8 protein-coding genes are annotated in these 12543 nt (G+C 72.8%); 3 read left to right on the top strand and 5 right to left on the bottom strand.

Going from position 1 to position 12543, the window contains the following annotated elements; all coding sequences use genetic code 11:
• Positions 1-4: 4 nt before the first annotated feature.
• On the top strand, positions 5-1330 hold the full coding sequence (locus tag CXR44_RS39490; RefSeq protein WP_180903514.1) for a hypothetical protein: 1326 nt from the start codon (positions 5-7) through the stop codon (positions 1328-1330).
• Here the strand turns inward: CXR44_RS39490 and CXR44_RS17455 are convergent.
• Genes CXR44_RS17455 through CXR44_RS17445 form a run of 3 tightly spaced genes read right to left on the bottom strand, consistent with a single transcriptional unit; the run spans position 1289 to position 4914 of the window.
• Positions 1289-2668, bottom strand: coding sequence for a lipopolysaccharide biosynthesis protein (locus tag CXR44_RS17455; protein WP_101787127.1), 1380 nt, complete (start codon positions 2666-2668; stop codon positions 1289-1291). The two genes, CXR44_RS39490 and CXR44_RS17455, sit on opposite strands and share 42 nt — an antisense overlap.
• On the bottom strand, positions 2658-3782 hold the full coding sequence (locus CXR44_RS17450; protein WP_101787126.1) for a glycosyltransferase: 1125 nt from the start codon (positions 3780-3782) through the stop codon (positions 2658-2660). Before CXR44_RS17450 ends, CXR44_RS17455 begins: the two co-directional genes overlap by 11 nt.
• A 40-nt stretch (positions 3783-3822) precedes the next feature.
• On the bottom strand, positions 3823-4914 hold the full coding sequence (locus tag CXR44_RS17445) for a glycosyltransferase (protein WP_180903512.1): 1092 nt from the start codon (positions 4912-4914) through the stop codon (positions 3823-3825).
• 220 nt (positions 4915-5134) lie between these two features.
• On the opposite strand from CXR44_RS17445, the gene CXR44_RS17440 reads away from it, so the two are divergent.
• A complete protein-coding gene (locus tag CXR44_RS17440; protein WP_180903510.1) occupies positions 5135-6004 on the top strand; it encodes a sulfotransferase family protein in 870 nt (289 codons plus the stop codon).
• A 71-nt stretch (positions 6005-6075) separates the two neighbouring features.
• On the top strand, positions 6076-6831 hold the full coding sequence (locus tag CXR44_RS17435; protein WP_180903508.1) for a class I SAM-dependent methyltransferase: 756 nt from the start codon (positions 6076-6078) through the stop codon (positions 6829-6831).
• 66 nt (positions 6832-6897) lie between these two features.
• On the opposite strand, the gene CXR44_RS17430 is transcribed toward CXR44_RS17435, so the two are convergent.
• On the bottom strand, positions 6898-9249 hold the full coding sequence (locus CXR44_RS17430; protein WP_144069991.1) for a hypothetical protein: 2352 nt from the start codon (positions 9247-9249) through the stop codon (positions 6898-6900).
• 63 nt (positions 9250-9312) lie between these two features.
• Positions 9313-12372, bottom strand: a complete 3060-nt coding sequence (locus CXR44_RS17425; protein WP_245899232.1) for a DUF4082 domain-containing protein — start codon at positions 12370-12372, stop codon at positions 9313-9315.
• Positions 12373-12543: the final 171 nt, after the last annotated feature.

The raw sequence follows: 12543 nt of genomic DNA, 5'->3' as shown, positions 1-12543 counted from the left end.
TTCCATGGAGTACGTAATTGTCGCCGCCGCCGCGGTGGCACTCATCCTGCTCGTCCGAGGCTGTTTCCAGGCGGACACGGCATGGCGGGTGCTCCCGGTGCTGATGCTCGCGTTCATCATCCGGCTGGTGACCCATGTCCTGGTGTTGCGCAGCGGCTCGCTCGATTACGGCGGGGACAACATCGGCTACGAGCTGACCGCCATGGAGATCGTCAACTATTGGAAGAACGACGGTTTCCAGTTCGTCTCCACCGAACAGGTGAACTCCCTGTACTCGGCGGCCGTCCCGTGCCACGTCTTCGCCCTGGTGATCTACGTCTGCGGCGGTTACGCCCCGCTGGCCTGCACGTCCCTGGTGGCGCTGCTGGCGTGCGCGATGTGCATCGTGATGTACAAGTTCGCCCGGCTGATCGGCGCCGAGGAGCGGTCCGCCTTCCGGCTGCTCGTCCTGGTGGCGTTCGTCCCGGCGTTCCTGGTGCACACCTCCGACATGTTCAAGGACGGCTTCAACGCCTTCCTCGTGGTGGCCTGCCTCGGGCTGGCCGCCTCCAACGTCCAGCGCTTCGACCTCCGCAAGATCATGCTGCTGCTTCCGCTGCTGTGGGCGCTGTGGCACGTGCGCCCGTACATGGTGTTCATGTGCGCGGTCCCGCTGCTGCTCGGCATCGTCAACCCCCGGCACGTCGTGTCCCTGCGGCTGATGCTCATCTCCGTCGCCGCCCTGGTGTGCGCCGCGGTGTTCGTCGAGGAGATCACCGCCACCGCGCCGGCCACGATGATGCAGCAGGAGCTCGAACAGGGACAGGCCGACAACGTCCGCCGCTCCAACGCCTCCGACGACTCCGGGGTGGTGTTCGACGACGGCGGCAACGCCTGGAGCCGGCTCGGGCCGAAACTCGTCTACACGCTGCTGTCGCCGTTCCCGTGGATGGGCGGCAGCATGGCGCTGCAGTTCGGCAAGCTGGAGGCGCTGCTGCTCTACTACCTGCTCTACTGCGCGGCCCGCGGCGCCCGCCGGCTGTGGAACTCCGACCGGCGGATGCTCCTGCTGCTGCTGCTGTTCATCGTGCCGGGCACCATCGCCTACGCGACGACCATGGCCAACATCGGCCTGATCTTCCGGCAGCGCATCCCGATCGTCATGGTCATCAGCCTGCTGGCCGCGATCGCCTGGAACAGGGCCCCGGTCCGCTCCCCCGCCGCCGACGAGCCCGCGGACGAGCCCACCGGGACGCCCACCGGGGGGCCCGCGACCAGGAGTGCGGTCCCCGGTCCGGCACCGGTCGGGTCAGCGCGCCCCGGAGCCGCCGCGCCGCCGCCCGCGCCATGAGGCGAACCCGCGTCCGGCCAGCCGCCGCCGCACCGCGCGGACGTCGGCCGGGCGCGGGAGCAACTCGCGCATCGGGATGCCCGCCGAGCGCGCGAACCACGCGATCTCCAGCAGGGCCATCGGGACGTAGGTGGCGCTCGACGCCAGCGCAGCCCCCACGGCACCCCAGTGCGGGATCAGCAGCAGGTTGAGCACGACGTTGGCGCCCAGGGCGCAGAGCGCGATCAGGGTCATCCCGATCGGCCGCGCCAGCCTGACGAGGTGCTGCTCCACCAGCCGGATCAGCGCCAGCGCGATCGCCCCCGGGGCCAGCACCCACAGGGGCGCGACGCTCCCGGCGAACGCCTCGCCGTACACCAGCGGGATCAGCAACGGGGCCGCGACCGCGAGCGTGCCGATGACGGCCGTGGACAGGATGAGGTTCAGCCGGAGCGTCCTGGCGGTCACCCGGTCGGCGTCACGGGCGTTCTCCCCCGCCTGGAAGGGCAGCACGACCTGGGCGATCGCGTCCGCCGGGATGCGGGTCAGCGCCAGGACGGTGACCGCGACGGTGTAGATGCCCACCGCCGCCGTGGAGTCCAGCGCGTTCAGCAGCAGGACGTCGAGCGTCAGCAGGAAGTGGAACGCGACACGCCCGGCGTGGTATCTGCCGCCGATCGCCAGCTGTCGCCGCGCGAGCCCGCCGTCCCACCGCAGGGGCAGCGGGCTGGAGGCCCGCAGGTGCAGGACGAACGGCACGACGATGGAGATCGTCCAGCACACCACGACGCTCGTCACCGTGAGTTCGCCGACCGCCATGAGCAGCAGGAGCGGCAGGCACTGCGTCAGCGCGGCGGCGAGCGTCCCGCGGTTGACGATGTCCACGCGGGAGCGCAGCAGGGCGATGCCGTTGAGGTTGATGGCCGCGACGCCGAACGGCACGGCGATCAGCGCCACGGCCATCAGCGGCGATGCCGTCGGGATGACGCCGCTCGCGGTGACGGCCAGCGCGCCCAGCGCGGCGACGGCGCCGAGCACCAGGCCCAGCACCAGGCTGTTGGAGGCGAGGGCGCGGTGCCGGTCACGCTCCGCCCACAGCGCGATCTGCGACTTCTCGACGGACAGGTGTCCCAGGACCATCGTCATGCCCGCGGTCGTGGCGATGACGGCGTAGATCCCCCGCCCCTCCGGCTGGAGGGTGCGCGCGATCAGCATGCCGGTCAGCGTGGCCAGCATCAGGCGCATGGTCCTGCTGGCCACCGTCCTGCCCACGGCCCTGAGGGAGAGCCCGGCGCTCGCCGGTGGCCGGTCGTGGTCGCCGACGGGTTCCAGCGTGGCTTCGTCCCGGCTATCCCGCACGGCGGACCCGCAGCAGCCGCTCGTAGAGCCTGACGTGCTCGTCGGCCATGGCGTGCGGGTCGAGGTTCTTGCCGGCCCAGGCGCGGGCCGCCGACGCCAGGCCGGCGGCCAGGTCCCGGTCGTCGAGCAGCCGGGTGACGCCCTCGGCCAGGGCCGCCGGGTCGGCGGGCGGGACGAGCAGCCCGCGCCCGTCGAGGAGTTCGGGGTTGCCGCCCACCGAGGTCGCCACGACGGGCCGGCCCGCCGCCATCGCCTCCATCACGGCGTTGCTGAGGCCCTCGGTGAGCGAGGCGAGGACCACCACGTCGGCGCGGGCGAGCAGCCCCGCCCCGCCGGTCGTGGCCCCCAGGAAGCGGACGTCCACCCCGGCGGCCGCCGCCTGCTTCTCCAGCGACGCCCGTTCGGGGCCGTCACCGGCCAGGACGAGCGTGCACGGGCGGCCGCGGTGAGCGAGCACCGCCATGGCGTCGAGGAGATGCCGGTGCCCCTTCTCGGCGCTGAGCCGGGCCACGCACGCCACCACGGGCAGGGCGGTGCGCACCTCCACGGGCGGGGCCGGGTCGAAGGCCGCCGGCAGCAGGCCGTTGTAGATCACGGTGAGCTTCTGGCGCGGCAGGCGCAGCATGGCGTGCGCGTCCACGGCCAGCGCCGCCGCGTTGACGACGACGTGGTCGGCCATCCGCGCCGCCATCCTGTCCAGCGCGAGGCTCCAGGGACGGGTGGCGGACAGCCGGGTCTCGTTACGCCGGCCCGCCACCACGACGGGCACCCCCGCCAGCCGGGCGGCGGGCACGCCGAGCAGGGTCGCCTCGTGCAGGAAGGCGTGCAGCACCTCCGGGGCCAGCCGGCGCACCAGCCCGCCCAGCCGGGCGCACGCGCGGGCGTTGCCGAGCCGCGAGCCGCGGCCGAACCCGAGCCGGTGCACCTCGATCCCGGCGTCGTGCAGGACCTCCTCGTACGGGCCACCGCGCGACAGCACCATGACGTGCACGTCGGTGCCGGCGTGCCGCAGCTCCTGCGCCAGCAGCGCCACCTGCTTCTGGGTGCCGCCCATGCCCAGGTGGCCGATGAGCAGCACGACCCGGCGAACCCGGGCCCCGCCTCCAGCCGTCATTGGCAACCCTCCTGATGTCGTGAACGGGCGTGCCGGCCCACTAGGCGCGCACGTCGTCGTAGAGCTTGTCGAACCACTCGCCGGTCCGGCCGATGTCCACCAGGTCCGCGCTGTCGCGCGCTCCCTGGCGCAGCAGGGCGTGCCGCTCGGGGCGCATCGCGTCGAGGATCGCCTCGGCCAGCGCTCCCGGGTCGCCGGCCCGGGTGAGCAGGCCGTTGCCGCCGTGCCGTACCAGGTCGGGCACGCCGCCCACGTTCGTGGACACGACGGGCACCCCGGCGGCGAGGGCCTCCATGACCACCACGGGCAGCCCCTCGTAGGAGGAGCTGAGCACGAGCAGGTCGGCGGCGGCGATGAGCCGGGCGGCGTTCGGCACCGGGCCGAGGAAGCGGACGGCGTCGAGGCCGAGCTCGGCCACCCGGCGGGCGATCCGGTCGTGCAGCGGGCCGGTCCCGGCCAGCAGGAACATCGCGCGCGGGTCGCGGGCCGCCACCCGGGCCGCCGCCGCGAGGAGCATCTCGTGGTCCTTCTGCGGCCGGAGGTTGGCCACGTGCACGATGAGGAAGGCGGAGTCCGGCACGTCCCACTCCTGCCGGACGCGGCGGGCCTCGGTGACCCTGCGGCGCTGCCCGGCGACGTCCACCCCGTGGATCCTGGTCGCCAGCCCGCGCGCGCCCCGGCTGACGACGGCCCGCGCGACCTGGGGCGAGACGGCCACAGTGCGGGCGTCCAGCCAGCCGGTGGCGCGGTCGAGCAGCATCGTCGGCACCCGGTAGCGGACGTTGTGCACCGTCGAGACGAGCACGGGCCGGGGCCGGGACAGCCGGGACGTCAGCCGGAGCAGCGACGCCGGCAGCGGCGAGTGCAGGTTCAGCACGTCCGGGCGCAGACGGCGGACGACGGCCGCCAGGCGGACGAGCCGCAGGGCGGGCGGGCACGGGGTCAGGTCCACGACCTCGATGCCCGCCGACCGGAGCCGGTCGGCCAGCTCCGCCGTGGAGGCGCGCAGGCACACCACCGTGTAGCGCTTGTCCCCGGGAGGCGACGCGAGCAGCCGCTCGACGAGCAGCACCTCCGCGCCGCCGACGTCCAGTGTCTTGATGACTTCGCAGACATGCACCCTGGTCTTCACCAGCGCCATCATCGCGATCAGGAGGTCCACCCGCCCGTGGCGGCGCTCCGGCGCCCGCAGACATTACGCACTCGTGCCCCTCCCATGACCGGAACGCCCGGTCACGGCACCACGAGACGCCCATCTCCGGGCGACACGGTCCAAGTCAGACCTCCAACACCAACGCCGTCGGCGGCCCTACGTTCGGGATGAACTGACCCGTCTCCACGAGGGAGGGCGTGTGCCCGACTTTCTCATCGGCACGGGACGCTGCGGCTCCACGCTGGCCTACGAGGTGCTCGCCCACCATCCGGCGGTGGGCTTCGTGTCCCGCCTGGACAACCGGTGGGCCCGCACGCCCCGGCCGCTCCGACGGCACGCGGCGACGATCTACCGCCGGCTGCGGACCGGACCGGTGACCGTGAGCCGGCGGCTCGGGCCGTCCGAGGCGTACGTCGCGCTGAGCCGCGAGGTGTCCCCGATGATCACCGACCCGTACCGCGACCTCACCGCCGAGGACGTCACGCCGTGGCTGGCGGGGCGGCTGCGGAGGTTCTTCGACGACCGGACCGCGCCCGGAGGGCGGTTCGTCCACAAGTTCACCGGCTGGCCGCGCGCGGGCTTCCTGCACGCGGTGTTCCCCGAGGCGCGGTTCGTGCACATCGTCCGCGACGGGCGGGCCGTGGCCAACTCGCTCGTGCAGATGCCGTGGTGGCGGGGCCATCTCGGGTCCGCGGGCTGGCGCTTCGGCCCCCTGCCCGACGCCTACGCCCAGGAGTGGGAGGCCGGCGGCCAGTGCCTGGTGCACCTGGCCGGGCTGGGCTGGAAGACGATGATGGACCGTTACGAGGACGCCCGCACGGCGGTGCCGTCCGACCAGTGGCTGGACGTCCGTTACGAGGACCTGCTGACCGACCCGCGCAAGCACCTGGACCGGATCCTCGGTTTCTACGAGCTGCCGTGGACCCGCGACTTCGAGCTGAGCCTGGAGCGCCGGAGGTTCAGCCGGGGCCGCGCCGAGGCGTACCGGACCGACCTGTCCGCCCGGCAGCTCGCCCTGCTCGACAGCTCGCTGTCGGACCATCTCCACCGTTACGGTTACCGCGTCTGACGCCCCTGGAGGGCTCCATGGGAATTCTCGACATCCTTCGCAACTCAGCGCGTCCGGCGCATCTTCCGGTCATGGCCCGCAAGGCGTACGTCCGGCTGCGCCACGGGCACGACCGGGAGCGGGCCGCGGCCACCGCCTGGGCGGCCGGCCAGGCGGAGGACCTGCCCACCTGGGGCGGGCGCATCGACGCGGCGCTGTGGGCGCGGGCCGAGGCGTTCGCGCGCTCGCTCACCCGATCCGCGGAGCCCGAGGTGAGGCGGCTGGCAGCCGCCGGCGTACGGCTCGGCGGGCCCGGCGGGATCGAGCTGCTGCACTTCCTCACGCTGGCGCTGCGGCCGAAGGTGGTCCTGGAGACGGGCGTCGCCGCGGGCTGGTCCACCGCCGCCGTGCTGGCCGCGATGCGGGCCAACGCCGCGGGGCACCTCTACTCCAGCGACTTCCCGTGCTTCCGGGTGCCGGACGCCGAACGGCACATCGGCCATGTCGTCCCCGACCTGCTCCGGGACCGCTGGACCCTGCACACCCGGGGCGACCGCCGCAACCTCGGCGACATCCTGCACCCGGTGATGCGGGTGGACCTGGTCCACTACGACTCCGACAAGACGCGCGGCGGCAGGGAGTTCTTCCTGCGCCGGGTCGCTCCCCATCTGACCGACGGGCACATCCTCGTCATGGACGACATCCAGGACAACCTGGTGTACCAGGAGTACGCCCGCACGCAGCCGCTCCACCGGGTCTTCGCCTACCAGGGGAAGTTCATCGGCGTGACAGGGCCCGGCCTCGGCGCGCTCGAGCGGCACGGGGTGGACCACATGGCCGCCCGCTGAGGCGCTGAACTCACGCCGCGGGCCCGGCCTCCCTCGGAGGCCGGGCCCGCGGCGTCCGTGCGGCGCTCAGCGGGTCGGCTGCGCGGCCTCGGAGTCGGGGGTCAGCTCGTAGACGCCGTAGTCGCCGGAGCGGAAGCGCAGCTTCGCGTGCGCCCACAGATGCGTGCCCGGCCGCATCCGGCGATGGTCGGCGAACAGCCAGCGCACCCCGTAGCCGTCACGCAGCCGGCGGACCGTCTGCGGCGAGGGCGCCTGGAAGACCTCGTCGTTGGCCTGGAGCCGGTCGTGGTCCCAGAACGGGCGGTTCTCCACCACCTCGCCGTCGCGCCAGCTGTCCATGTTGGTCGCCGTGTAGGCCCACCCCTCGACCAGCATCCGCCGTTCGGTCAGCGCCGTGGCCCAGAACACGCGGCTGTCGCACGGGTTCTCGTAGCCCCAGCGGCAGTGCGCGTTGGTGGCGACGAGGTCGCCGGGGGCGGAGTTGGCGCGCAGCCACCGCCCGGCCGCGAAGACGCCCTTCGGGATCATCGCGGCGGTCGGTGTGCCGTTCGGGTTGGGCGGGGCCGACGTCGGGCTGCGGTAGGTGCCCGGCAGGACGCGGGTCGCCCACGCGGCGGGCGTGCCGGCGGCCGTCACCAGGCAGACGACCAGGGCGAACGCCCGCAGCCTGCCTCGCCCGGCGGCCAGCAGCGCCACACCCGCCAGCGCCGCCACGCCCAGCAGGGCGAGGTAGGGCGCGTACAGCGCGAAGTCGGCGCGCCCCGGCTCCAGCGGAACGCGGACCGCGAACACCATCCTGATGGCGTAGACGGCGGCGATGCCGGCGACGGCCGCGACGGCGATCTGCCTGACACCCAGCCGCGCCCGGCGCACGACCGTGACCAGTCCGAGCACCGCCACCATCGCCACGTACGGGTACGGGGCCTGCAGGAAGTACCCCTGCGACAGGTGCGGATGGCCGAGCAGGAGCGCCGCCCCGAGCCCGGCGACGGCCATGCCGAGCGCCAGCACGACAGCGGGCCGCAGCAGCAACCGCGGCCTGCACAGCAGCCCCAGCACGCCGCACCAGGTGATCGCGGCGCACAGCACGCACAGCAGCGTGACGCCGAGCGCGGCGCCCGCCGTGACGGCGGCCGCGTCGCGCCCGGCCAGGTTGCCGAGCGTGACCCGCATGATCGACAGCGGGTCGAGCACGATGCCCTGCCGCACGCCGCCGAAGAAGACGAACTGGGCGAACAGCAGCGTCGACCCCGCCATGGCCAGCGCGAGGAGCAGCCGACGCGGCACCCAGAACCATCTGATCGCCTCGACCAGCACGACGGCCGCCAGGCCCGCGGTGAGCAGCGGCAGGTAGGTGGCCTTCGCGCCCATGACGGCCAGCAGGAAGACCGCCAGCAGCGCCCACGTGTGGCGGGACCGCTGCCGGCCCTCGAACTGGTCGATGAGCAGCAGCACGATGGGGGCGAACAGCAGGGCGCCGAACGTCTGCGTCGGGCTCGACCAGGACTGCACGGTCTTCCAGGTGAAGACGCCGGCCGTCGACCCCAGGTAGAGGGTGGGGGCCGTGACCAGGATCGTCGCCGCGAGGGCGCCCAGCGAGCCGGCGCGCGATCCCGTGACGCGCCGCCCGATCAGCGCGAGGAGGACGACCAGCGCCGCCAGCATGGGGAGCACGGCGAGCCGGAACAACAGCACCAGCGGCTCCACCCCGGTGACCCAGCTGGTGGCGGCCAGGTGGGCGTAGACGAACCAGTGGTACACGAGCGGCTCGCCCGCGACGGTGGGCACCATGGGCGGCATGTGGTGCTTCACCTCGCCCACCAGCGCCAGGTGGAACGGCATGTCCACGAAGGACGCGCCGAGCGCCGGCCAGGTGAGCGCCTGGGTCCTGAAGAAGTTGACGGCCGTCCACACCACCAGGTAGATGACGGTGAGCGCCAGGCTCCACGACCACCACAGCGGTGCCGGCCGCGGCCGGGCCCGCCCGCGCCAGTGCCTGCGCAGCCCCGGCACGGCGAGGAAGAGCGCGTACGTGCCGACCGGCCAGGCCAGCACCAGGAGCGGGGCGCCGAGGGCGCGGGCCGGGATGTAGGTGAGCGCCTCGGCCGCGTAACCGAGCGTCGCGCCGAGGGCGAGCCCCTCGGTGAGCGTGAGGGCGGGGCGGTACACCGCGCGGATCCACAGCAGGCCGGGCAGCGCGATGCCGAGACCGACGTAGCCGGCGAACCTGGCCATGTCCCAGGCGGAGACGCCGTAGCGGCTCAGCACGATCGCGACGCAGCCGATCACGGCCACCGCGGGCAGCCGGTTCAGGAGCCGGCGCCGGCCGGTGAGCGGGACGGGCGGTGAGCCCTCCGCGTCCGGTCCGGGCGCGGAGGGCTGATGCGTGGAACGCTGAAAGGGTGGAGCTTCGGCCATGCGCGCAAGCCTGGCGACACCGGCCTGCCGGGCGGGCGCGAACGACCGAATGCGGAGATGTTCTTACCGGCGCTTTGCGGCCTTTTCAGATCTCGCCGCCAGGCGGGCGGCGGGCCCGCCCTGCTGCCCCGCGGCCTGCGTCCCCGTCGCCGGGCTGAACAGCGGGCTGACCCAGTAGTTGGTGAACTGGTAGGTGTTGTTCGGGAACGTGCTCGCCGAGCCGTACCGGTACACGCCGTTCCCGCCGACCGTGGCGCCCGCCGGGGCGATGAGCGATCCCCTGCCGTACTCGGTGGTGAAGAACGGCCTGGTGATCGAGTAGTTGCCGTTCGGGGCGTGGTAGGCGGCGACGTACGTCGTGTTCGCGGTGATGGGCACCGGCGTGGCGAAGTTCACCTGCTGCCAGCCGCTCGGCGTCTCGTCGGTGAAGGTGGCGCTCGCCAGCAGCTGGCCGCCGGCTGTCCACAGGGTGCCGGTGTGCGTCCCGGTGTTCTGCGGCGCCTTGTAGAAGCGGATGCCGGTCACCAGGCCGTCGGTGATGCCGGCGAACTTCACGCCGACGACGACCGCCTTGGCGTCGCCGGCGGTGTCGAGGGCCGGTTCGGCCGTGTCGTCCCACAGCGCGTTCGACGGGCTGAACACGACGTCCACCCAGTAGTTCGTCGAGCGGTACGTGCTTGTCGGGAAGGTGGGCGTGCTGCTGTAGGAGTACAGGCCGTTGCCCACGTTGACGCCGCTGGCCAGTCCGGTGAGCAGCCCGGAGGAGTACTCGGCGCCGAAGTAGGGCCTGGTCAGGGCGTAGCCGGAGGTCGAGTGGTACGACGCGACGTAGGTGGTGCCCGAGCTGATCGGTACCGGCGTGGCGAAGCTCACCTGCTGCCAGCCGCTCCCCGACTCACTGGTGAACGTCGCGCGCGCCAGGAGCTGGCCGCTCGCGCTCCACAGGCTGCCGATGTGCGTGCCGGTGTTGCCGACGCCCTTGTAGAACCTGATCCCGCTGATCAGGCCGGGGCTGGACGCCTGGAAGCGCACCCCGACCTCGACGGGCTTGAGGTCCCCGCTGTCGGCCAGCGCCGGGGTGGTGGACACGGGCCAGGTGCTGCAGGGGCACGGCCCGCCGACGGTGACGGCCCGGGTGGCGGGCGTCGTCTGCAGATTTCCGGAGTCGTCGACCGCGCGGACCCTGATCGTCAGGGGCCCGGTCTCGGTGCTCGTCCAGGCGAACTGCCAGCTGGTCAGTCCCTTGGCCTGGAACCACCTGGTGCCGCCGTCCATCGACACCTCGACGCCCGCCACCACGCCGCCGCCGCTGTCGGCGGCCGTGCCGCGCAGGGTGATCGTGGTGCCGCTCGGAGTGGTGGCCCCGACGGTCGGGGTGCTGAGCGTGGTCGTCGGCGGGGTGGTGTCCGTCGACGGCGAAGCGGGCACCAGCCCGGCCTGCAGGCTCGCCGGCTGGAGCCCCATGTCGGCGAAGAGGTTGACCGTCGCCTGCTGCATGCGGATGTCGGCGGGCGGTCCCGGCCGGTCGTGCACGGCGTCGAGGCCCCACGACCACTGGGTGGTGCCGGCGCCGAACACGCGGGCGCCGCTGGAGTGCTTGTAGAGCACGAGGTTGTGCGTCGGAACCCCGGCGCCGTACGTGCTGCCGAAGTCGAGCAGGATCTTGTCGAGCCTGCCGACCGTCGTCCTGGAGTACTTGACCGAGCCCGCCGGGGTGAAGGCCGTGTCGGGGGCGGCGTCCCACTCGTAGCCGAGCGTCCCGGCCGGGAAGACGGCCGTCTGCCCCGGCAGGAGGCCGGCAACCGACGTGTTCCGCCACAGCCGCAGCCTGCTGTAGTCGTAGGGGACGGCCAGCGAGTCGGCGACGGTGCCGTTGGTGGCGAACAGGGTGCCGGTCAGCTCGTTCTCCGGGAAGCCGCCGTTGGGCGGCGCGGCGAACCGCGGGTCGCGCCAGGTGCCGGTCCACTCGGGGCTCGGGTCGATCTTGCGGTTGGCCAGCGTCTCCTTGTAACAGACCATCGTCCGGAACGGTGTCCCGGAGTCGGCGATGCTGCTCTCCCACCGGGTCTTCCAGAAGACCTCGTTGCCCGAGAAGAACGCGAGGCTGACACCGTTGCCGCGGGCGGTGGCGAGGTTGTCACGCATCGACAGCGACCAGTATTCGTCGTGCCCGACCGACAGGAACGCCTCGTGTTCGAGGATCTCCGGTCCGGACCTGGCGGTGTCGACGTTGGTGGTGTAGCTCACGTCGTAGGCGTTGGCCTCCAGCCACCTGATCATCGGGTACTCGGAGTTGAAGAAGTAGGACTGCAGGGCGCCGCTGAGCCCGGACCCGCGGTTGACGAACGGGCGGTTGTAGCTGACCTTGAACGCCCGCCCGGCGGGGCTGCCGCTGTAAAGGCTGTTGCCGCCGTAGGTGTTGTACGCCTGCCACGTCGCGTCCGAGGTCTGGACCAGGACGTCGGCGCCGCGGGTGTCGTCACGGACCACGAAGATCATCTGACTTCGGCCGGCGGTGCCGTCCTCCCGGACGAGGTTGGCGAGGTAGACGCCGGAGACGGCGGTGACGGGCACCACCCAGGCGGCGGAGACGTCCCAGTTGCCGCAGTCCACCAGACCGGTCTCGGTCTGGCGGGCGCACGCCGGCTGAGTCTGCGGCAGGACCGCGAACGGCTGGACCGTGGTGATGAACCGCGCCCCCAGGCCGCCGTAGTATCCGACCCGGTAGATGTCCACGCGGTAGTCGGTGGCCGGCGTGTCCACCTTGAACTCCACCGCCTGGCCCTTGTCGACGCTGATGTCGGTGGTGAACCCCAGGATCGTGGAACTGCCCCCGCCGGGGACGTCCCACTCGCTCGGCGGGCTGCCTGGCAGCTCGTTCTCCAGGCAGATCACCGAGGTGGGCGGGCAGTCCTGCCGCGCCCGGCGGGCCTCGCCCCGTGCCGCGCGGAACGGGCGCAGCCGCTTCCGCACCCCGGGAGCGACCTTCTTGAGGGTGTCGTCCTCGGCGGTCCGCCCGGCCGGGTCCGGCATGCCGGTCACCTCCGCGGCTTCGGCGGCCCGGTGCCCCGGCGCCCAGCAGGTGCCCGCCACCGCCAGCAGGGCGACCACGGTCGCGGCCACGGCGACGCGGACACCCCGGACCGGCCATGGTGCGGGCCGGCGTGGCGCATCGGGTTCTCTCTCACCGACGGGCATGGCATCTCTCCCGATTGCAGCGAACACAGCGAAAGTCCCCGGCCGGTCATCGGGCGGGGCATGCACCAAGGCATATCCCGATGCACGACTTGCCGC

Origin of the sequence: Nonomuraea indica (assembly GCF_002850745.1) — a bacterium.
Lineage (GTDB): Bacteria > Actinomycetota > Actinomycetes > Streptosporangiales > Streptosporangiaceae > Nonomuraea > Nonomuraea indica.
Note: the sequence above shows the minus strand (reverse complement) of the source record. Positions and strands in the feature narration are given on the sequence as shown.

Coding starts and splice junctions, on each gene's coding strand:
- CXR44_RS39490 (WP_180903514.1), top strand. CDS start 5: ATGGAGTACGTAATTGTCGCCGCCGCCGCGGTGGCACTCATCCTGCTC.
- CXR44_RS17450 (WP_101787126.1), bottom strand. CDS start 3,782: ATGACGGCTGGAGGCGGGGCCCGGGTTCGCCGGGTCGTGCTGCTCATC.
- CXR44_RS17435 (WP_180903508.1), top strand. CDS start 6,076: ATGGCCCGCAAGGCGTACGTCCGGCTGCGCCACGGGCACGACCGGGAG.
- CXR44_RS17430 (WP_144069991.1), bottom strand. CDS start 9,249: ATGGCCGAAGCTCCACCCTTTCAGCGTTCCACGCATCAGCCCTCCGCG.